19 protein-coding genes and 2 pseudogenes are annotated in these 21,198 nt (G+C 66.0%); 16 read left to right on the forward strand and 5 right to left on the reverse strand.

Annotated elements, in window-relative coordinates:
• The first annotated feature begins 50 nt into the window (after positions 1–50).
• The 5 genes from AB0O34_RS02605 to AB0O34_RS02625 all read left to right on the forward strand — a co-directional run bounded on the left by AB0O34_RS02605 (position 51) and on the right by AB0O34_RS02625 (position 5,045).
• Complete coding sequence (locus AB0O34_RS02605; RefSeq protein WP_363911799.1) at positions 51–773, forward strand: ATP-binding protein; 723 nt, start codon at positions 51–53, stop codon at positions 771–773.
• Positions 774–812: 39 nt separating this feature from the next.
• A complete protein-coding gene (locus AB0O34_RS02610) occupies positions 813–1,472 on the forward strand; it encodes a DUF234 domain-containing protein (RefSeq protein ID WP_363911801.1) in 660 nt (219 codons plus the stop codon).
• A gap of 253 nt (positions 1,473–1,725) precedes the next feature.
• Positions 1,726–2,799: a glycoside hydrolase family 19 protein gene (locus AB0O34_RS02615; protein ID WP_363911803.1), complete on the forward strand. Its 1,074-nt coding sequence runs from the start codon at positions 1,726–1,728 to the stop codon at positions 2,797–2,799.
• 208 nt (positions 2,800–3,007) lie between these two features.
• A complete protein-coding gene (locus AB0O34_RS02620; RefSeq protein WP_363911805.1) occupies positions 3,008–4,528 on the forward strand; it encodes an MDR family MFS transporter in 1,521 nt (506 codons plus the stop codon).
• Positions 4,529–4,640: 112 nt separating this feature from the next.
• Complete coding sequence (locus AB0O34_RS02625; RefSeq protein WP_363911807.1) at positions 4,641–5,045, forward strand: VOC family protein; 405 nt, start codon at positions 4,641–4,643, stop codon at positions 5,043–5,045.
• 72 nt (positions 5,046–5,117) lie between these two features.
• Here AB0O34_RS02625 and AB0O34_RS02630 read toward each other — a convergent pair.
• Positions 5,118–5,594, reverse strand: a pseudogene (locus AB0O34_RS02630) (ATP-binding protein); the annotation flags it as partial.
• Between AB0O34_RS02630 and AB0O34_RS02635 the strand changes: the two are divergent.
• The 3 genes from AB0O34_RS02635 (at position 5,505) to AB0O34_RS02645 (ending at position 7,428) form a co-directional block, all read left to right on the forward strand.
• Positions 5,505–5,759 carry a hypothetical protein gene (locus tag AB0O34_RS02635; protein WP_363911907.1) on the forward strand — a complete coding sequence of 85 codons (255 nt, stop codon included), beginning with the start codon at positions 5,505–5,507 and terminating at the stop codon, positions 5,757–5,759. The pseudogene AB0O34_RS02630 and the gene AB0O34_RS02635 overlap by 90 nt on opposite strands.
• Positions 5,760–6,376: 617 nt before the next feature.
• Positions 6,377–7,225 carry a helix-turn-helix transcriptional regulator gene (locus AB0O34_RS02640; RefSeq protein ID WP_363911809.1) on the forward strand — a complete coding sequence of 283 codons (849 nt, stop codon included), beginning with the start codon at positions 6,377–6,379 and terminating at the stop codon, positions 7,223–7,225.
• Positions 7,225–7,428 carry a DUF397 domain-containing protein gene (locus AB0O34_RS02645; protein ID WP_363911811.1) on the forward strand — a complete coding sequence of 68 codons (204 nt, stop codon included), beginning with the start codon at positions 7,225–7,227 and terminating at the stop codon, positions 7,426–7,428. Before AB0O34_RS02640 ends, AB0O34_RS02645 begins: the two co-directional genes overlap by 1 nt.
• A gap of 3 nt (positions 7,429–7,431) precedes the next feature.
• Here the strand turns inward: AB0O34_RS02645 and AB0O34_RS02650 are convergent, their stop codons facing one another.
• On the reverse strand, positions 7,432–8,430 hold the full coding sequence (locus AB0O34_RS02650; protein WP_363911812.1) for a DUF5937 family protein: 999 nt from the start codon (positions 8,428–8,430) through the stop codon (positions 7,432–7,434).
• Positions 8,431–8,500: 70 nt separating this feature from the next.
• On the opposite strand from AB0O34_RS02650, the gene AB0O34_RS02655 reads away from it, so the two are divergent.
• Positions 8,501–9,841: an MFS transporter gene (locus AB0O34_RS02655; protein WP_363911813.1), complete on the forward strand. Its 1,341-nt coding sequence runs from the start codon at positions 8,501–8,503 to the stop codon at positions 9,839–9,841.
• Positions 9,842–10,068: 227 nt separating this feature from the next.
• Positions 10,069–11,760, forward strand: a complete 1,692-nt coding sequence (locus tag AB0O34_RS02660; protein WP_363911814.1) for an ATP-binding protein — start codon at positions 10,069–10,071, stop codon at positions 11,758–11,760.
• A 130-nt stretch (positions 11,761–11,890) separates the two neighbouring features.
• On the opposite strand, the gene AB0O34_RS02665 is transcribed toward AB0O34_RS02660, so the two are convergent.
• Positions 11,891–12,670, reverse strand: a complete 780-nt coding sequence (locus AB0O34_RS02665) for a hemerythrin domain-containing protein (RefSeq protein WP_363911816.1) — start codon at positions 12,668–12,670, stop codon at positions 11,891–11,893.
• 147 nt (positions 12,671–12,817) lie between these two features.
• Here AB0O34_RS02665 and AB0O34_RS02670 point away from each other — a divergent pair, with 147 nt between their 5' ends.
• From AB0O34_RS02670 to AB0O34_RS02690, 5 genes and pseudogenes are all read left to right on the forward strand, one after another.
• Positions 12,818–13,375: a pentapeptide repeat-containing protein gene (locus AB0O34_RS02670; RefSeq protein WP_363911818.1), complete on the forward strand. Its 558-nt coding sequence runs from the start codon at positions 12,818–12,820 to the stop codon at positions 13,373–13,375.
• 400 nt (positions 13,376–13,775) lie between these two features.
• Positions 13,776–14,882 (forward strand): S8 family peptidase, encoded by a 1,107-nt coding sequence (locus AB0O34_RS02675; RefSeq protein ID WP_363911820.1) that lies wholly within the window; start codon positions 13,776–13,778, stop codon positions 14,880–14,882.
• Between the two features lie 321 nt (positions 14,883–15,203).
• Complete coding sequence (locus AB0O34_RS02680; RefSeq protein ID WP_363911822.1) at positions 15,204–15,527, forward strand: subtilase-type protease inhibitor; 324 nt, start codon at positions 15,204–15,206, stop codon at positions 15,525–15,527.
• A gap of 110 nt (positions 15,528–15,637) precedes the next feature.
• Positions 15,638–16,302: pseudogene (locus AB0O34_RS02685) on the forward strand (DUF5996 family protein).
• Between the two features lie 817 nt (positions 16,303–17,119).
• Positions 17,120–18,151, forward strand: a complete 1,032-nt coding sequence (locus AB0O34_RS02690; protein ID WP_363911824.1) for an ImmA/IrrE family metallo-endopeptidase — start codon at positions 17,120–17,122, stop codon at positions 18,149–18,151.
• 292 nt (positions 18,152–18,443) lie between these two features.
• Here AB0O34_RS02690 and AB0O34_RS02695 read toward each other — a convergent pair whose 3' ends face one another.
• Entirely contained in the window at positions 18,444–19,304 is an 861-nt protein-coding gene (locus AB0O34_RS02695; RefSeq protein ID WP_363911826.1) for an SAM-dependent methyltransferase, read from the reverse strand.
• A 398-nt stretch (positions 19,305–19,702) separates the two neighbouring features.
• Between AB0O34_RS02695 and AB0O34_RS02700 the strand changes: the two genes are divergently transcribed.
• Positions 19,703–20,161 (forward strand): peptidase inhibitor family I36 protein, encoded by a 459-nt coding sequence (locus AB0O34_RS02700; RefSeq protein WP_363911828.1) that lies wholly within the window; start codon positions 19,703–19,705, stop codon positions 20,159–20,161.
• A gap of 77 nt (positions 20,162–20,238) precedes the next feature.
• Here AB0O34_RS02700 and nrfD read toward each other — a convergent pair whose 3' ends face one another.
• Positions 20,239–21,177: an NrfD/PsrC family molybdoenzyme membrane anchor subunit gene (gene nrfD / locus AB0O34_RS02705; RefSeq protein WP_363911830.1), complete on the reverse strand. Its 939-nt coding sequence runs from the start codon at positions 21,175–21,177 to the stop codon at positions 20,239–20,241.
• Positions 21,178–21,198: the final 21 nt, after the last annotated feature.

Genomic DNA, 21,198 nt, shown 5'->3' on the forward strand with positions numbered 1-21,198 from the left:
CGTACTCCTGGCAATACTATCGGCAGCGATACTATCGGCAGGAGGTGCATGTGAGCGGGTTCATCGGGCGGGAAGCGGAGCTTGCGGCGCTGCAGGGGTTGCTCGACCGGGTGACCTCGGCCGTCGGCGGTGCCCGGCCGGGGCGGTGTTTGCTCATGCGCGGGCGCAGGCGGATCGGCAAGTCCGCCTTGGCGGAGGAGTTCGTGACGCGCAGCGGCCTGGCGTCTCTGTACTTCACCGCCGCGCGCGCGAGCGCCGAGCAGGAGTTGCGGCAACTGCTCGATGACGTCGCGTCCTCCGACCTTCCTCACCGTGAACTCTTCGTCGAGACCGCCCCGGCCAACTGGAACAGCGCGCTCCAACTGCTGGCGGACGCGATCCCCGACGATTCACCATCGGTGGTGGTGATCGACGAGGTTCCCTACCTCATGGAGCGCGTCGATGCCTTCGAAGGGTTGCTCCAGCGGGCCTGGGACCGGTACCTGAGCCGCAAGCCCGTTCTGCTGATCCTCATCGGCTCGGACATGTCGATGATGGAGGCGCTCAACAGCTACGAGAGGCCGTTCCACCAGCGGGGCACCGAGATGGTGGTCAGGCCTCTCAATCCCTCCGAGATCCAGCGGATGCTCGATCTGGACGCCAAGACGGCCTTCGACGCGGCTCTCGTGACCGGTGGTCTCCCTCTGGTGTGCGCCGAATGGGCACCGGGAGCGTCGGTGTGGAAGTTCCTGCATGACGCGCTGACCAACCCGGTATCGGCCCTGCTCGTCTAAGGAGAGAGGACGCTGGCCGCGGAGTTCCCCGGACAGGCCATGGCAAGGGAAGTGCTGGAGGCCATCGGCAGCGGGGAGCGCACCTTCGTCAACATCGCGCGGGCCGCGGGAGGCATCTCCCACTCCACCCTCACCCGCGCGGCGGACCTCCTCACGGCCAAAGGCATCGTGTCCTCGGAGCTCCCGCTGAGCACCCGCCCGTCGCGGGAACGCCGATACCGGATCGCCGATCCCTACCTTCGCTTCTGGCTCTACTTCCTGCGGCCGCACATGCCGGAGATCGAGCGGCGCCGGGGTGACCTCACGCTACGGCGGATCGCGGCGGGCTGGAGCAGTTGGCACGGAAGGGCGGTCGAGCCATTGGTACGCGAAGCGCTGGCCCGGTTGGTACCCGATGGACGGCTTCCCTCCGCCGAGGCCATCGGCTCCTACTGGACACGGAGCAACGACGTCGAGATCGACATCGTCGGAGCGGACCGCGCCCCCATCGCCAAGGAACTTCGCTTCGTAGGGTCGATCAAGTGGCTGGAGAGCGCCTTCGACGATCACGACCTCCAGGAACTGATCCGGCACCGGGCCGCGCTGACCGATCGCACCCTCCCATTGGTCGCCGCATCCCGAAGCGGCGCGACATGCGACGGACTCACCGCTCTCTACGGCCCAGAGGAGCTCATCACCGCGTGGCGGCATCAGAGTTGACCATGTTGATCTAAGAAGACTTCCTGACCGGGCGGGCCGGGTCGGCGGTTCCTCCTCGGCGACCAACTGAGGCGATATTTCGCGATTACCCGCTCTTTGTCAGAGCTTGACTGTTGTAAGAAGATCGTGTTGATTTACCTCAGACCTGTGGAGGACTACCTCGGAGTACCGAGGTACCGGGCGGGGTCGTTGCGCGGGATCAATCCTGTTCATCCATCGTGTGCGGACCTGAGCCGCACGAAGGAGTGACGAAGTGTCGAGACTGCGCATCATGGCGTCCCTCGCCGCTGTGGCGATCGCGGGGGCGTTGGCGGTGGTCCTGCCCGTGTCGCCCGCGTCCGCGGCGGCCTGCGCGACCCCGTGGAGCTCGTCGGCGGTGTACACCGGCGGGATGACCGCCTCCTACAACGCGCACAACTGGTCCGCGAAGTGGTGGACGCAGAACGAGGTCCCGGGCGGCGCCGACGTCTGGGCCGACCAGGGCAGCTGCTCAGGTGGCGGCGGTAGCACACCCCCTCCCTCCGGCTCGTGCAGCTACCCGAGCTGGGTCGCCGGCAGGACGTACGTCACCGGCGACATCGTGAAGTACACCAACGGCCAGTACTACCGGGCCACGCACGACAATCCGGGATACGACCCGACCATCAGCACGTGGTACTGGGAGCCGTACACCTGTAGTGGCGGCGGTTCGACGCCGCCGCCCACGGGCGGGTTCGTCGTCAGCGAGGCGCAGTTCAACCAGATGTTCCCGGGCAGGAACTCCTTCTACACCTACAACGGCCTGGTCGCGGCCCTGAGCGCGTACTCGACGTTCGCGAACACCGGCAGTGACACGGTCAAGAAGCAGGAGGCGGCGGCCTTCCTCGCCAACGTCAACCACGAGACCGGTGGCCTGGTCTACATCGTCGAGCAGAACACCGCGAACTACCCCCACTACTGCGACACGAGCCAGCCCTACGGTTGCCCGGCGGGGCAGGCGGCGTACTACGGTCGCGGTCCGATCCAGCTGAGCTGGAACTTCAACTACAAGGCGGCGGGTGACGCCCTCGGCATCAACCTGCTCAACAACCCGAACCTGGTGCAGACCGACGCCGCGGTGGCCTGGAAGACCGGCATCTGGTACTGGATGTCGCAGAACGGACCGGGCACGATGACCGCGCACAACGCGATGGTGAACGGCTACGGCTTCGGCCAGACGATCCGCAGCATCAACGGTTCCCTGGAGTGCGACGGCAGGAACCCGGCCCAGGTGCAGAGCCGCGTCTCGGCCTACCAGCGGTTCACGCAGATCCTCGGCGTCTCCCCCGGTAACAACCTGAGCTGCTGAGCGACACACGAAGGGTGCGGCCCGGTGGCCGCACCCTTCTCTGTTGTGGGCCGCTACGCAGCGCGAATATGGACGTCATACGTAGATTGTCGTGATTGAGGGGGAATGAGGAGCAGCAGGGAGCGGTTGCCTACTCCCGGGGACGGGCCGCGCGGCCAGCGGGGTGAGTCCGGCCTCGACGTCCACGATGCACAAGGAGAACGCCCCGGTGACCACGGTAGCGACCCCGAAAGGCATCGGTCTCAAGTCCGAGCGCGGCCCGGTACTCGCGGCCATCATGCTCTGCACGGGACTGGTGGCACTCGACAGCACCATCATCGCGACCGCCGTGCCATCCGTGGTCAGCGACCTCGGTGGCTTCTCGCAGTTCCCATGGCTGTTCTCCATCTACCTGCTCACCCAGGCGGTGACGGTCCCCCTCTACGGCAAGCTGGCCGACATCTTCGGGCGCAAGCCGGTCATGTTCTTCGGCATCGCGGTGTTCCTCCTCGGTTCGGTGCTGTGCGGCGTCGCGTGGAGCATGCCCGCGCTCATCATCTTCCGCGCCCTGCAGGGTATCGGCGCCGGCGCCGTCCAGCCCATGAGCATCACGATGGTCGGCGACCTGTACTCCGTCGAGGAACGCGCCCGCGTGCAGGGCTACGTGGCCAGCGTCTGGGGCATCTCGGCCGTGATCGGGCCCACCCTCGGCGGCCTGTTCTCGGAGTACGTGTCGTGGCGCTGGATCTTCTTCATCAATCTGCCGCTCGGCGCCATCGCGGCCTGGATGCTCGCCAGCCGGTTCAAGGAGCGGGTGACGCGGAGCTCCCACCGGATCGACTACCTCGGGGCCACGCTGCTCACCGCCGGCTCGTCCCTGCTCATCCTCGGCCTGCTCGAAGGCGGGGTGGCGTGGGGCTGGGGCTCCGTGCCGAGCATCGCCATCTTCGCGGCGGGCGCCGTCCTGGTGGCCACGTTCGTCACCGTGGAGCGCAGGGCCACCGAGCCCATCCTGCCGCTGTGGGTGTTCCGCCACCGCACGCTCACCGGAGGCAACCTCGTCGGACTGGGCGTCGGCGCGCTCATGATCGGCCTCAGCTCGTACGTCCCGACCTACGCTGAGGGCGTCCTCGGCACCGGGGCTCTGGTCGCCGGATTCGCCCTCGCCGCGCTCACCGTCGGATGGCCGCTGGCCGCCACCCTGTCGGGACGCCTCTACATGCGGATCGGCTTCCGTGACACGGCCCTCATCGGCAGCGTCCTGGTCGTGGTCGGCGCCGTCCTGGCCGCCCTGCTCAGCCAGCAGGCGAAGGTGTGGATGGTCGCGGGCGCGTGCTTCATCGTCGGCGCCGGCCTGGGACTCGCATCCAGTCCCACGATGGTCGCCATCCAGTCGGTGGTCGGATGGGAGCGCCGGGGCGTCGTCACGGCGACCAACATGTTCTCCCGTTCCATCGGCAGCGCGGTCGGGGCGGCGATCCTCGGGGCGATCTCCAACGCCACGCTGGCCGACCGCTTCGCCCACCCGCCGGCGTCGCTGGCCGGCAAGCTTCCCAACAGCGTGGACGCGACGAGCCTCGTACTCGGTGCCCATGGTCCCGCCGCGCAGTCGCCCACGGCCGTCTTCGTACGCAAGGCGCTGTACGACGCGAGCCACCACGTCTTCCTCGCGCTCGTCGTGGTCGCGGTGCTCAGCGTGGGCGCCCTCCTCCTCATGCCCCGCCGCACCGAACAGCTCACCTTCGACTGACGCCCCCTCCATGCCCGGCTTCCCCACCGCGTACGGCATAACCGGCATCCGGCTGGGAACGGTGTAGGTGAAGGGAAGACCATCGATCGCCCCGGTAAGGGGATGGGAAACCATGGCGATCTCTCTCAACCACACGATCGTCCCCGCGCGCGACAAGCGCGTCTCGGCCGGATTCCTCGCCGGGATCCTCGGCCTTGATGTCGGCGAGCCAATGGGCCCGTTCATACCGGTGCGCATCGGGGAGTCACTGACACTGGACTTCGCGGACGTCGACTTCGCCACCAGAGGCGTTACGGATATCGCCCCGCACCACTACGCGTTCGAGGTCGGCGAGCCCGAGTTCGACCAGATCTTCGACCGGATCGAGAAAGCCGGCCTCGACTACTACGCCGAGCCCCACGAGCCCAAGCGCTTCGGGGAGATCAACACCTCCCGCGGCGGACGCACGGTCTACTTCGACGACCCAGACGGCCACATCATGGAGGTCATGACCACCTCCGGCGTCGACTCCCGCTGAGGGGTCCACGGCTTCGAGGCCCGTGACGAGCGTCGCACCCGGTCGCCGCGAGGGCCACTGCCAGGCCGCCCACACTGTCTTGCCGGTTCCGTCTGACGCGTGAACGACGCCCCACCGGTCCGCGAGCATCTCGACGATCGTGAGGCCCCGGCCGTGGACGGCGTCCAGACTGAGGCGGAGCCGCCGGGGATCTTGGGGGCCGTGGTCGGTGACCCGCACGCAGATGCCTTCCGCCGTCGCCCAGAGCGAGAGCCTCACCGGCGGCTCGCCGTACACGACCGCGTTCCCGAGCAGCTCGCTCACCACCAGAACCAGGTCGTCGGTGAGTTCCCGGGGCACACCCCAACCGCGACACGTGTCCCGCACCATGCTCCGGGCCTTGCCCACGACCGCCGGTTCACAGGGCAGATCCCAGCACACGGTACGAGGACCATTCGGAGTGTCGATCACTGAAACTCCTTGTCGAAGACGGGGGGACGAGTTCTGCTCGATCTGGTCAAGGTGTGCGGCGGCGGCTCGCTGGGCGACTTCCCGTTGCCGGGGAACCACCGCAGCGGTAACCGCTCCCTTGCGATGCCGTCCGGTCACGCCGCCCTCCGGCTCTGGGCCTCGTACGGGTACGGCTCGCGCCTGCCCGGCAAGCAACGGACGTCTGGGGGACGGCCCTCCCGGTACGGCGGAGCGGATCCGGCAGCCGGCGACGCGATGAACTGAGCGCGCTGCCTGGCATCCGGGACCGAGACCTGCGACATCGCACTCAGCGGACGTACGGGAGCCGACGCGGGAGCGCGGCCCGAGAGTCCCAGGCGCCACCACTCGGCCAGCCGTGCCCGGAACTGGCGATCGGTCGGTGCCTCATAGGCGTGCCGCCCCCGGTGGGGAAGGCAACGGTCATCGTGGGCGTACGGCGAATCACCGCACCACCGGCACCCCATAGGCGCAGGCGGCTTCTCGGCCTTGTAGCGCATCCGGATGACACGGATAATCCCTGTAAAGTTGACCACGGGATCGGACCTCCAGCGTCCGTTTCAAGGAGGCCGTCCGGTGTTCGCGCACTGTGACGGCCTCCGCAGTTAGTAAGCGGATAGTTTTCAGCTCATTGCAGCCATAACTGCTGCCATTTCCCCCAAATGGGGTTAATTCACACAATATCAACATCACTCGGGAGTTGATCATGCTTCCCAGAGTGATGCGCCGACGCGCAGGCCGATTGCCCATTAGCATGTTGACAGCGAGACTCGAAACTCGCAATAGACAAATCCTAATATGCAAAATGTCCGATTAAACGACTAACGCACAAATGTGGTTATTTTGTGCCAGGGAGATAGGGCATGACAGGAAGTCCGACAGTGAAGCGGCGACGGCTGTCACAAGAACTGCGCCGGCTCCGCCTTCTCGCTGGATTCACGGTGACCGAGGCGGCGAAGCTACTTGAGTGGGACGCCTCCAAGGTAACCAGAATGGAGCGCGGCCAATGGAAGCTCCCAAGCGTCCACGATATCCGTCTACTTCTCGATCTATACGGAGTCACCGAGGAGAGCCGACGCGAGGTGATGGTCACGCTGGCCAGAGAGGCGCGTCAACGTGGCTGGTGGGAGAAATACCAAGATGTATTTCGTAGTAGCCTGCCTGACTTCGAAGCCGGCGCCAGCGCCATCCGCACCTGGGAGATAGTACTCATCCCTGGGTTGCTCCAGACAGAGAAGTACGCAAAGGCCGTTTGGCAAGCCGGACAAGTTCTCGATTCCGAACTTATCGAGCGTCATGTCGCAGCACGCCTCGCCCGCCAGAAGATCCTCACCCGCGAGAACCCGCCGTCTCTGCTGGCCCTCATCGATGAGGCGGCGTTACGGAAACAGATTGGTGGTGCAGAGGTGATGCATGCACAGCTTCAGCGACTCATCGAGTTGGCGGCCAAGCCCAATATCACCATCCAGATAGTTCCTGACGCCGCTGGTGCTCACCCTGCACTGGAAGGCGCCTTCGTCATCCTGGACTTCCCGGAGGACCCGAGTCTCGTCTACACAGTGACTACTACCGACAGTCTTTGGCTGGAGAAGCCGGATGAATACCAGCGCTATAGCTTTATTTTCAGCCATGTGATGACATCGGCTCTATCACCCGATGAGTCGGTGCGGTACATGACAGCACTGGCAGACCAACTCAAGGACAGTTGCTGATGGATCACAGTACGAGCACCCTCGGCTGGTACAAGAGCAGTCGAAGCGGGGCCAACAACGACAACTGTGTCGAAGTAGCGAACCTGCCCGGCGGGGGACGGGCCGTACGTGACAGCAAGGATCCGGGTGGCCTGATCCTTACCTTCGGGTCCGTTGAGTGGCAGACCTTCGTTCACGGCGTGAAGGCCGGCGAGCTGGGCTGATTGTCAGGCTTCGCTCGTTGCCAGTGCCGTGCCCAGCGGTGTGCGCTCGTACAGCACCTGGTGGCCACGGCGGCGGGACGCCAGCAGCCCCGCGTGGCGCAGGACGGTCAGGTGTTCCGACACCGACGACGGCGCGAGGCCGTGCCGGTGTGCGAGAGCCGTGGTGGACGCGGGCTCGTCGAGGCCGCTCAGGATCGCGGCCCGGTTCGCGCCCAGCAGCCGTACGAGCGCGCCCGGCGCCTCGGGAACGGGACGCTGCCACAGGGCGCCCATGCCGCGTGCCGGATAGATCACCGTGGGCTGCCAGCGCGGGGCGAAACCGCTCACGACATCGGGCCACACGAAGATGCTCGGCATCAGCAGCACGCCCCGGCCGCCGAGATCCCACACGCCCAGGGACGCGGCCGGACTGCTGATCGCGAGCGTGCCGCCGGACCAGCGCAGCCCGGGGTGCAGGTCGGCGAACAGGCCCTCCAGCCCGCCGTCCGCCAACTGCCGCGACCGGTAGGCGATGTCGGCCTCCAGCAGGGAACGCAGGCGCGGCCACTCCGCGGCGATCAGCGCGTGCCAGGCACGTTCCGTCAGATCGGCGAGCCTCTGCACGGCACGCTCGGGGTCGTCGAGCATGTCCCTGCCCAACGGCGACTCGGCGGCTCGGGGGGTGCAGGCCAGCGAGCGCGCCATCTCCTCGTGCGCCACGGCGGGGTCGGTGACCCGCAGGAGCGCCAGCTCGTCCTCGAACGAGGCGGGCGAGGTGAAGGGGGTGCCCGGCGGCGGGCCCAGGAAGTCGGGCGTGTAGCCGCCGCGCGGCATGAACAGCCACAGGGCGGAAAGGTCGAGGCCGGCGACCGCCTCCCGCATCCTTCGCAGCCACGGCCGGTGGTAGCCGTGCCGCCCCCGGCGTCTCAGGGTCCGTACGGCCTCATGGGTCTCGCACAGCGGCGAGACCGCGAACCGGCAGCGCAGCAGATCGTCGGTGCCGAACCGCAGTCGCAGCGGCATGGTCCCCCCGAAGATTCGGCTGCGACCGAAAGTCTAGAAGCCGCCCGGGTGCCCTGGGCAAGCTGCCGCCATGTCCTCCCCTCCCGCTCCCGAGAACCCCCACCCCACCGGCAGGCGCCCCGACGACACCGTTACCCGTCCGGACGGCACCGGCACGCGTCCGCACGGCGACGGGGAGCGGAGTGCCGGGTATCGGGCCGTGTTCGGGGTGCGGGAGTTTCGGGCGGTTTTCGTCGCGCATGCGATGTCCACGCTCGGGAGCGTCGTCTGCGAGATCGCCCTGGCCGTCCTGGTCTACCGGCTCACCGGCTCGCCGCTGCTGAGCGCGCTGACCTTCGCGTTCGGCCTGCTGCCGTACGTCCTCGGCGGCACTCTCCTTTCGTCCCTCGCCGACCGCTTCCCCGCGCGCCGGGTCCTGGTCGTCTGCGACCTGGTGTCCGCCGCGTGCGCGGCCGGGATGCTACTGCCGGGCATGCCCGTCGCCCTGCTGCTCGTGCTGCGCTGCGTGATCGCCGCCGTAGCGCCGGTCTTCACCGGCACGCGTGCCTCAACCCTCGGCGACATCCTCGGAGAGGGTGACCTGTTCGTCCTCGGCCGCTCGGTGATACGAATCGTCGCGCAGAGCGCGCAACTGGCGGGCTTCGCCATGGGAGGGCTGCTGCTGGCCGTCGCGTCGCCGCGTACCATGCTCGCGCTGACGGTGGCGACGTTCCTCGGCTCGGCGGTGCTGCTCCGCTTCGGCACCCGCCGCCGGCCGGCGCGGGCTGCGACGGGCGGCGGGACGGTCCTGGGCGCCTCGCTCTCCGGGATGCGGCTGCTGCTCGCCGACCGGCGGATCCGGGCGCTGCTCCTGCTGTCCTGGGTGCCGCCGATGTTCGTGGTGGTGTCGGAGGCCCTTCTCACCTCGTACGCGGACTCGCTCAGGCTGAGCCCGGCGGGACTCGGGCTGCTCATGTGCGGCATGCCGATCGGCGCGATCACGAGCGAAACGCTGGTGGGCTCGCTGCTCGGCCCGCGCCGCAGGGCACGCCTGACGATGCCGGTCGCCGTCCTCGCGATGCTGCCCGCCCTCGGGTACGCGTTCGAGCCCTCGCTGGGCTGGGCACTGGTCTGCCAGATCCTCACCGGTTGCGGCATCTCGTACAGCCTCGGCCTGGACCAGTGGTTCATCGCCGCCGTGCCTGAGGAGCTGCGCGGCCGGGCGATGACGCTGATGACGGCCGGGCTGATGACGGCCCAGGGCCTCGGCATGACCCTGGCGGGCACGGCCGCCGAGTTCTTCCCGGTACACCAAGTCATCGCCTTCGGCGGCGTCCTGGGCATAGCGTGCGTATCAGCGGTGCTGCGATCCGTACGGACGTCGGCCCGCAGCACCGTCCACCGGACGAAAGCCCCTCCTCAGCCCGGCTGAGCCTTCGGCTACCCGGCAGGACCTGCGTCCGAGGGACCTCAGCAGATGAAGCCGGACACTGACCAGCAGGCCCTACTTCTGTCCTCACTGAGATAACTGAGAAGTGGTGCGTTGCGCCTCTTTCTCAGTTAGAGGATGACGCGACCGAGCACAGGCTACTGAGAAGCGTTAAAAACATACCAGCTCTCAGTTACTCTCAGTTCGTGAACCAACACGAGGCAGAGACCGTGCTGGCCATAGTGGGTCAAGGTGTCACAGCCGATGCCTTGGAGACGGAGGCGCTTGACTTCAAGATGGTCGCGGACTCTCCCAAGTCCACCTTGAATCTGCTCGCCGACGCTCTCGTCTGCTTTGTCAATGCGCGTGGCGGCACGGTTGTGCTGGGCGTGGACGATAAAGCCATTACCCGCGATCTCGCACTGCGGGGCGTGCCGATGAGCTACAGCGTCGACCTCATTCGCAAGGGGATATTCGATCGAACGAGGCCGCCGCTAACCGCTTTCGTTAATGAAAAGATAATCGACGGTGTTCGGCTGATCTTGATTACTGTGCCACAAGGAGTGATGCCACACAGCAATGCGGCGGGTCTCGCCACTCGCCGTCTTGGCAAAGAGTGCCTTCCCTTCCCTCCTGATCAGCAGCGAGAGGCGATGATCGCACGCGGCCAGGTCGACTGGTCGGCGGACGCCTCAAGCATTGGGATCGACAAGCTCAGCGCCATAGAGTTCGAGAGGCTGCGTCGCATTCTGACGGCAAGCGGTCGCGATCACCTGGCCGACCTAGGCGATCAGGCTCTGCTGGAATCCCTCCGCCTGATCGCACCTAACGGCGGCATCACCAATGCGGGCGTCCTCTTGCTGGGCGATGAGCCGTTGCTGAACCAGATCGTCCCCGGCTATGGCTACTCCTATCAATTTCGTCCGACCACGGGCAGCGAGGCAACTGGACGGATAAGAGGGACTCGACCTCTGATCGCTGCGATTCAAGCTCTGACGGACGCGATAGAGACTCGTCGCGAGGTCCACCCGCTTAATGTGGCCGGCGGCGTGCAACTTCAGCTCACCGATTATCCGAACGAGGCCGTACGCGAGCTTATTATCAATGCGTTCATTCACCGATCTTACGAGACCAGCGGCACGGTCGATATCGAGCATTCGCCTGAGCGCCTCATCATCACGAGTCCCGGGGGACTGGTTTCAGGGGTGACTCCCTCCAACATTCTCACTTACCCCTCGACTCCGAGAAACCGCCTCCTCACTGAAACGGTTTCCATGCTACAGCTCGCGGAACGGACGGGTCAGGGAGTCGGTAGAGCCTACCGAGAGATGCTACGGATCGGCAAAGAGCCTCCCCTGTTCGAGGATCACGGAACGCTTGTTCGCGCAACGCTCGCGGGGGGCATCGGCAACGACGCTTTTGTTCGCTTCATAAGTGATCTTCCAACCAAAGCGGCAAGAGACCTGAACGTGCTGCTTGCCTTGTCACATCTTCGGCACAGCAAAAATATCGATGCGATGAAACTCGCCGAAATCATCCAGCGTACTCCGGTCGAGGCACAAGAGGTCTTGTCCACGATGACGGACGAATATGACCTTCTGGAGCCGACTCGGCGTACGCTTAACAAGCCGTTTCCGACATACCACCTTCGGGCCCAAGTTCTCACAGCGATGTCCCGGTCAGTGACATATCGACGACACAGTGCCACAGAGGCCGATCAAAAAGTCATTGACCATGTACGGGAGTATGGGTACGTCACCAACCAGACAATCCGCCGACTGTTCGACCTGCATGTGTACGCGGCCCGAGATCTGATCAACGGTCTCAGAGATCGGGAGATTCTCGAGAAGATCGGTGCCGCACGAGGAGGCGCTGGGGTGCGTTACGGCCCTGGGAAGAATTTTCCGAAAGGTAGATCGTAAGTCGCCCGCGAGCTCATGGATGACCTGGCGGTCATCGCTTCGGCGGCGTCCTGGGCATAGTGTGCGGATCAGCGGTGCTGCGCCGTCCTCACCGGCGCTCTCCATAGAGTTCGAAGGATCACGCAAGAGGTCAGCGGGCTGAGTTTCGGCCGTGTTTGCGATGGGGGGATGACCTTCGGGGGGTGAACTGGGACAGGTCGTGGATGTGCAGGGCCTTTTCTATGTCGGTGACCCGGTGGACCACGGCGGTGAAGCCGCGTTGTCCGAAACGGCGGTGCTCCTCGGCTTCGAAGACCTCGCCCAGGCGGGCGAACTCCCTGGCGGGCGTCACCTTGCGGAAGACGGGGAACACCACAATGTCCTCCCGGGCCTCGTGGGGCTCGTACATGCGGATGAAGGCGGCCATGTCGGAGACCAAGGCGTGGCGCTGGTGGGCCGAGGCCCTGGAATGGCGGGTGGCGGCCAGGATGCGGGCGGTCACCTCGCGTCCCCGCTTGTGCTGCAGTTCCAGGACGGAGACCGTGTGGCGGAGTCTGCCGGCCTCGCGCAGGCGCGGGAAGACGTACTTCTCCTCCAGGTACTCGTGGTAGCGCTCGATGAAGTCGCGGATGATGCGGGCGGCCGCGTGCAACGGCTGGGCGGGCACCTGCTCGCCGCGCTGGATCCGCCGGATCCCCTCCCGGTACACCAGCAGGATGCTCTTCAGCACCCCGTGCTCCCGCATGAGGTCCTCCGGAGGCGTCACCCCCGGCTTGTGCCCATGCCCGTGGACCTGCGCAGGGGCCGCCGCCGCGAGAGCCGGGGTGCCGGATCCGGGATAGACGGCCAGGGGCACCGCGCCGGTCAGAACGACGGTGGACAGGCCCAGCAGGTCACGGCGGCTCACCGTCGGCGAGTGATGATCTTCCACGATATCTCCGTTTTGCGCAGTTCCCAGGTTTCACCCCACGCACCCGCGTGTGAAAGGGAGAGTCCCCCTCCCGCCGGGCCCCACGCCGACACGTGGGTAAACGCTTGATCCGCGACATTACCTCCGACTCCTCCCGCCTCAGGTCATATGGAGTTCGACGGCGTCGACCTGTCGTCCCGGGACGCCGACACGGCCGAGTTCGAGGGATGTCGGTTCGTCGACATGCGATTCTCCGGCACGGTGATGCGCCGGGGCGGTTTCTCCGACGTGGCCATGGAGCGCTGCGACCTCTCCAACATGTCCGCCAGGTCGTCGTCGATGCACCGCACCCGGGTGACCGCGAGCCGGCTGACCGGCATGGCCTGGTCCGAGTGCGGGTTCCGGGACGTGCTGTTCGACGCCTGCCGCAGCGATCTCACAGGGTTCAGGTTCTCGACGTTCAAGAACGTCGTCTTCCGCGACTGCAACATGCTGGAGGTGAACTTCCAGAACGCGGATCTGAGGGGCGTCCGATTCGAGCGCTGCGACCTTACGGGCGCGCAGTTCTCCAACGCCCAGATGGAAGGGGCACGGTTCAACGACTGTGTGTTGCTGGCGATCGGCGGAGTTACCAGCCTCAGGGGCGTGACCGTCAGAACCTCGGACGCGCAGGGACTCGTCCACAGCCTCGCAAACGCCATGGGGATCCTCATCGAGGACTCGTAGTCGTGAAAGGCCTGGTCACAGCGGCCGACTCCCCGCTGTGCGGATTACCGGGAGGACGAACACATGGCGCGCGTCTGAAGCGCTCCCAACCGCTCGGGAAGTCAGGGGCAGAAGGCCGTCGTTCCACGCTGACAGGATCTTGCCCCTGTCATGCACGGGGCGCGGAGACCAACGGCCGTGGCACCAAGCAGTTGATCGCTACTCTCAGTAGTCGAATGGCTATCCCTCAGCCACACCAGTCGATCATTGAGAGGGTCCTATGAGAATGCACCCCGCAAGGAAGATCCGCACAAGCAGGAGAAGCCTCGCGCGCGGGTTGCACGGACTTCTGCTGTTCAGTGCCGCGATCACGATGTCCCCTGCCGCGCAGGCCGGGACGACGACTCCACCACGATCCCCGGTGAAGGTCACGATGGGTCCCTCTTCCAGCTCCATCCCCGGCCAGTACATCGTCAGGCTGAAACAGGGCACCAGCGCATTCGGCGCGGTGATCCCCCTGGGCGTGCAGCCCCTCTACACCTACCAGCACGTGGTCAAAGGGTTCGCGGCCCGGCTGACGCCTTCCGAGCCCAGCGAAGTGCGGAGTGATCCCGCCGTCGCGGCCATCGAACAGGATGCCCTGGCCCACGCCTTCGACTCCCCGCCGCGCCCGGCCGGACCGGTGATGCGCGTTCCACCGGCGGGGTCCACCACCTCATGGGGGCTCGATCGCATCGACCAGCGCCGCCTCCCGCTCAATCACCTCTTCAATTCCACGCACACCGGTGCGGGGGTGACCGCCTACATGATCGATAGCGGCATCGACCCGGCCAACTCCCAGTTCACCGGCCGCATCGTCCCCGGCTACAGCAACGTCAACGACGGCTACGGCACCAACGACTGCCTGGGCCACGGCACCATGACCGCCGGCATCGTCGGCGGCACAACCTGGGGCGTAGCCCGCGCCGTCAAGCTCTCTCCGGTGCGTGTCCTGGGCTGCGACGGCACCGGTACGTTCTCCCAGATCATCGCCGCGTTCGACTGGGTGGCGGCCCACGCGGTCAAACCGGCCGTCGCCAACGTCTCACTCGGTGGGCCGAGGTCTGACGCGGCCAACGCCGCCGCCGCGCTGGCCGACTCCGGAGTGTTCGTCAGCGTGGCAGCCGGCAACAACTCCGCCGACGCGTGCGGCACCTCCCCGGCCAGCGCTCCGCGGGTGCTGACCGTCGGAGCCTCCACCATCACCGACGACCTCGCCTCGTTCAGCAACGTCGGCACCTGCGTCGACGTGATCACTCCAGGTTCGAACATCCTTTCGGCCAGAAGGGGTGGCGGCAGCACCTCGGGCAGCGGAACCTCCTTCGCCTCTCCTTACGCCACCGGGGTCGCGGCGCTGTACAAGCAGACCTACGGCGATCACGCCACGGCGTCCGTCCTCAAATGGGTCGTCGGCGCAACCACCCCTGGCGTCCTGAAGGGTCTGCCCACGGGCACGAGCAACAGCCTGCTGTACACCGCCGGGCTCTAGCTCATCCCTCCCACTTCGCGGTACGGCCTCCGCGACGGCAGGGAGCCGGCATGCCAGGGCTTGGCCTTGATCAGGCGAGACGTTGGCCCGCGCCCCAAGGGTAGGTCTTTGACCCTCAGGCCACCGCGATCAAGAATGTGACCGTTGGCAACGCGATGACCAGGGGGAATGCACGTGAGACCTTTGTGGGGAGGTATCGCCCGCATCGCCGTGATCCTAGTCGCGGTGGCGGTCACGGGGTTCGGGCAGTCGGCGGCGAATGCCGGCTCGGCCGGCCAGCCACCACCGAGCCACTCCGCCACCACACCCGACGCGGCAGGGATGACCAAGTCGGACAAGGCGCTGGTGCTGGTGCTCGGCCAGGGGCCGGACCTCGTACGGCCCTCTCGGGCCGTGGTGTTGCAGTGTGCGCCCACGGAAGGCGGAACGCACCCAAGAGTGCGGGAGGCCTGTGCGATGCTGGCAGGCGTAGGCGGTGATGTGCAAAAGCTGAAGGGTTCAAGCGGAACGGTTTGCACGTCGATTTACAACCCGGTGACAGTGTCGTCGGTCGGTGTCTGGGACGGCCACTTGCTGTCGTCGATACGCACCTTTGGCAATGCCTGCGAACTACGGAGCATTCTTGGGCCTGTGGGAAGTTTCTGACGTGCACGCGACGAGCGAGCCGGCAATGGACCCAGGAAATGCCGGGCCCCTTGCCGGCTCAGGCTCGCGTCCGCCCTCTTGAACGTGATCTACGTGGGAACGATGGTGCCATGGAGTTGTTCCCAGCGATACCGCTGGCCGAGTGGCGCGACACCAAGGCCACGCTGCACCGGTTCGCCCAGGTCATCGGAAAGATCCGGTTGGCCGCCGGAGTCCGGCGCAACCACTGGTGGAACGCCCCCTTCCACCTCACCGGGCGAGGTCTGACCACACGTCCCATGGGGCAGGTCGACGGCAATCCCATCTTCACGATCGACTTCGACTTCGTCGGGCATCGGCTCCACGTCACCACGGTGGACGGCAGAGCGGGCACACCTTCGACATCGCCTGCACCCGATTCGGGGACCGTGTCGTCGACCAGTCGCCCGATGCGGACCCGGTGACCCGCGAGGCGTACTCCCGGGAGGTGATCAGCTCCGGCTTCTGGTTCGGCGACGACTCCTTCCCCGAGGCGGCCTTCTACTCCTACACCGCTCCCGAGCCGGAGAGACTGGAGAACGAGCCCCTGCTGCCCGAGGCCGCACGGTGGATCGCGCAACGCGGCAGCCATCTCGCCGTCCTGCCCTACGCCGACGCCCGGACCGAGGCCGACCCGCGCGCCACCGTGCTCGCGTTCTACGAGAGCGCCTACCGAGCCGGAGCACGTCTGGCGAATTGGGACATCGCACGCCTCGCCTGCCCCGGCGGCATCACCGACCCACTACTGAGCACCTGAGCATGCCCCCTCGAAGGCGAGCGACGAGGCCCGCAGCGTCCGCAGTCGCCAGCGCGTAAGCCCTTCCAGATGACACGATGTCTCAAGGCCGCGACTCGCCCCCGACATGGGCAAGGCATGAAGCGCTGCCGCGCTACGGCCTGCGGATGGATCAGTGCACTCGTCATTTCATGCACATGCGGAGAGCAGGAGGGCCGTGCGTGACAGACAGGGAACTCGGGCAATCCCGCGAGGAGGTCGACGAACTCCCTCTCACTTATGAGCCCAACCCGAAGCACAAGCCCATCCCGACACCCGGACGAAATGGCTCGATCTGTCCGCCGAACGCGTCCCGGTTTACTGGTTCAAAGCGATCTTGAAGGACAGAAACGCTACGCGACAGACGGCGACCGTGCCTACTGTGCACAACAGCACGCCGAGGGCAGGTGGCACGGCTACCCCGTCGACTGGGAAGAGGTCCCGCCCCGTCTGATCGCCGAGTGGGTGGCTTCTGAGAAGATCGACCGTAGAACGGTACGTAGAGCGAGAAGGCGCCGTGATCGATGACCATTACGTGGGAAAAGTTCGCCGGTAACACGGATATCTTCGCTTTTAGACTCGCCTTCATGCCCGATCCCGACTCAGGAACGGGAGCAACTCGGGAGGAGGCGACATCTTGGGGGGCTTTTCAACTATGGGCGGAGGGACAGAACCTCTGCGCCCATATCAGTCAGGGTGAATTGCTGCAGAGGACTCATTGGTATCTTCTCCCGCTACTGGAGTGGCTGGCCGAGCACTGGAACGCGCTCCTTCACGAGGAGAAGCTCCTCAACCGCAGGTGGCAGAGCCGCTGTACGAGGTTCTACAAGCAGCGGCGAAGCATCTAATGAGCATGAATCCAGAGAGTGAAAGGGTAGCGACACTATGTGAGAAGGTCGCGAATCTGAGGCTTTCAGGCCAGCATGACAACCGACTCAACTGGCTGGCCGGCCTGCGAACGCTTCCTCCTCTTCGGGGGCGCCTCCAGGGCAGTGTCCTCGAGGACGAGATGCGAAGCCGATGGGAAGAGATCATCACTGACCTCAAGAGCTCCGGAAACAACGAGGGCGCCCAAGCTGCCCTATCGGTTGATGAATCTCCCCTCGTCATCGCCGGCTCCTGTCACGCGGCCTTGCTCTTCAGTTCGCTGTCACCCACGGTGGCAAGGGAGGATGTCCGTACGCTGGCGTCTGTGCTGCTGGAGCAATACTCTGGGCACGCGGCTGTGGACTCCCTTGACGAGTTGAACGAGCATATCCTTCCTAACCTGGCCGTTCCGGCATGGGATCAAGGGTACGAGCTCGCCGAACTTATCCACGCGGAGATGGACGATGCTTTTCCAGACGGCTGGGTGAACATAGCAGGGCTGCTCCAACGACTGGGCGTAACGATTGTCTCTCGTAAGCTGCAAGATCAGAACATACGGGCCTGCTCGATGGTGGGTCCACACCATCGACCGACGATCGTGCATAACACCACATCGAGATTCTTTAGCTCTCGCAACGCCCAACGCTTCAGCATGGCCCACGAGTTGTGCCACTTGCTCTTTGACAGATCGCGCGGACAGAAGCTGGCCATCGCGAGTGGCCCATGGGCGCCCAGAAGCATAGAGCGCCGAGCCAATGCCTTCGCGGCGATGTTTCTCATGCCCACCACGCTGGTTCAGCAGGCCATCGCAGACGCACCAGATCCAATAACCGACTTGGAAGGCATCACGGCCATCGCGACCCGCTTGCGGGTAAGTCGGCGTGCCGCAACCGAGCACTTGTACAACCTCACGCTTATGAGCGACTTTGATCGCGACGAACTCCTCAGACAGGTACAGGACTGAGCCCGTTACCACCTGAAACCAGGTGTGCTGCGTAAAGCTGCCTTGCATGGCACGAGGCAGGGCTTTGTCAGGCTTCGGCGCCCTGATCAGGTAAGTCTGCAAACGTGGTTATCTGGGGATCATTCCGAACCCATTCACGGAGCTCGGGCCCGATGGGTCCATAGAGCTCTGCATAGACCATCTCCGCGCACTGTCCCACACGCGCCGGCAGTTCTGCCGCACGTTCGTTGTGCGCCATGGCCGCAGCCTCGTCGGTGTACTCCTCCAGCACCGAGTAGACGGCGCTCCGGTCCTATCGGGATGCTCTCGCGTGGGTGAGCAGGGAAAGGTCCTGGGGTCGGAGTGTGTCGGATCTGTTCCACAGGGCGGCGTCGACGGCGTCGCGCTGGCGGGCGTGCCCCATGACGTCGAAGCCGTGCTCTTTCAGCAGGGAGGCCATGCCGTCGGGGCCGAGGAAGGTCAGCCAGGGTTCGCCGCCCCCGGCCGAGACCGGCATCACGGCCTCGACGTACGCCTGACCCGCCTCGTCCCGCAGGTCCTCGGGGAGCATGCTGTCGGCGACCACCTCGGTGCCGGGCGCGAGGCCGCCGATCACCGCGAGGGTCTGCCCGATGGCCTCACGGGTGAGGTACATCGTGACGCCGAGCCAGCTCACGAACGCGGGCCGGGACGGATCGAAGCCGTGGTGGACGAGATGGTCCAGCAGCGACTCGGTCTCGAAGTCGAGGGGGACGAAGGTGACGGCGCCCGGCGCCGCGATCCCCGCGTCCTCCAGCTTCCGGCGCTTCCACCGCTGCGTGGCCGGATGGTCCACCTCGAAGACCCGGACCTGGCCGGCGGGCTCCGCCCGGTAGGCGTACGAGTCGAGGCCCGCGCCGAGGATCACGTACTGATCGATGCCACCGCGAATCGCCTCGGCGAGGCGGTCCTCCGTATAGCGGCTGCGGGTGACCGCCGCCGCGCGGGCGCCTGAGAGGACGAGATGCGTGCCGTGGGCGCGGTGGTAGCCGACGAGCTCCTCGGCCCGATCTCCCAGTAGCTCGTAGGCGAGAGTGTCGGCGAAGATTTTCGGCTCGTCGTCGACGATCAGATGCGCGGCACGCGCGGCGGCCGCCATGAGCGCCGTCTGGCTTGGTTCTCCATCGTGATTCACGGGAGAGACACTACATATGATTTTTGCCATTATATCAGCAAATAAAATCTTTCAAAAGAGCCAATGAATCACAAGTGACTAACGCTGGACGCCATCGTCGCCTTGTACGGTGAATGGCTCGCGAAGATGGCCCAGGCGGGTCCCCTCTGAACGACGCCCGATCGTCGCGGGGTGAATTGCGAGCGATGCCGGGAACATGCACGGGTCTCCTTCAACTTCTCCCCAACCGCGGTATTTGCGGCGGCAAACATCCAACGGCTCGCGCTCACCGCTCGTGGGCAATCAGATGCTCCCCGTGTCTAATGGTCGACGCATGAGGAACGGCCGGGCCGGTCTGGAGGGGCATCCCTTTGAGGCCAAATCGGCCGACCGACGTCATCGATATCAGGGGAGAAATCGTGACTAATCGCGTCGTGTTCTATTTGGGAGCGGCTGCCGCCGCCGCTGTGACCGCGTTCTCGCTCCCGGCCGCGACGGCCATGGCCGCGACGGTTGACGACACTCCTGTCGCCGACTCAGGGCTGCCTTCGGGCGTCGTCAAGCTGACCGACAGCGAGCAGTGCCCGACGAAGACGCTGTGCCTCTACCGCGACTACGGCAGGAGCGGCCCGGCCTACGGCGTCGGGGCGGGCCACCCGGTGGACCTCAACAAGCTGCCCGTCGCCGGCGGCGTGGCCGGGCGACCCAGCGCGGCCAACAACGTCTCCTCCTGGGTCAACAACACCGACCACAAGGCGAAGCTGATCAACATCGACCCTCCCGGGCTCACCCGGACGCTGAAGGCCGGGCGCTCCCTTGAGGAGCCGGCCGCCACCAACGACACGGTCGACAAGATCGAGTGGCCGGCGGGCAAGTAACCTCCACCTCGCCCCGGGCCGCCCGAGACGGACGGCCCGGGGCTTTCGCGTCCGGGGTCACAGACCGCGACGGACGCTCACGAGCGTCCGGCCGGTTGCGCGGACGCGCGGGCGCGCTGGGGAACGACGGTGTAGCGCGGGTCCTTGGCCGAGACGACGCCCGCCGAGAACACGCTCAGACGGACGCAGGCCGACGCGGCCATGAGAGCCGCCCCCGCCAGCACGGCGATGGAGCGCTTCCGCCCCGCCAGCATCGCGCCCGCGGCGCCCGCCACGGCCAGCGCCTCTCCCGCACGGAGCAGGGTGCCCGCGCGTCCCCGCTCGTACGACTCGGCGATCATGCCCATGCGGCGGCGCATCAGCCGCCCGGCGACCAGTTCCAGTGTGGTGCCCAGCACGGCCGCGCGGCGCGCGGGGGCGTTCTCCGAGGACGGCGCGGCGATCATGGCGGCGCCCGCCGCCGTGGCCGTGGCGGAGCCGGCGAACAGGTACGGCATCTCCCGGTAGCCCTCGTGCCAGGCGGGCACGGCGGTGTCGCTCACCAGCACGGCCGTGTAGGTCGTGATCGCCGGCCCGATCACCGCGGCCCCGTAACACGCCGCGCGGCCGGCGAGCGGGAACCGTCCGGTGAGATCGGTGAGCATGCTGATCCCTACCAGCGGCGCGTACGCGGTCAGCAGCCAGGTGCCCACGCTCATCGGCGAGGTCGGCTTGAAGGTCCTGAGCATGTTGATGAAGCGCTCCGGCCGTCCGAGATCCTCGACGAGCAGGGCGAGCGACATCGTGATCCCGGCGAGCGCGGCGCCCTTCCCGGCCCGGGCGAGCCCCGGACGCCCGGTGAGCTGGCCTCCGGCCGCGAACACCGACGAGGCCCCGGCCAAGCCTCCCAGGTAGAGATAGCTGCCGATGTTCACCTCGCGCCAGGTCGGCGCCTTCAGGATCGGGCGGTTGTAGTACGAGATGTACTCGTCCGCCATGTGCGTCGCCTGACCATCGAGGCGGCCTCGCGTCGTCATTTCACTCTCCTTGGTGCGTCC

Source organism: Sphaerisporangium sp. NPDC088356 (genome assembly GCF_040685555.1).
Lineage (GTDB): Bacteria > Actinomycetota > Actinomycetes > Streptosporangiales > Streptosporangiaceae > Sphaerisporangium.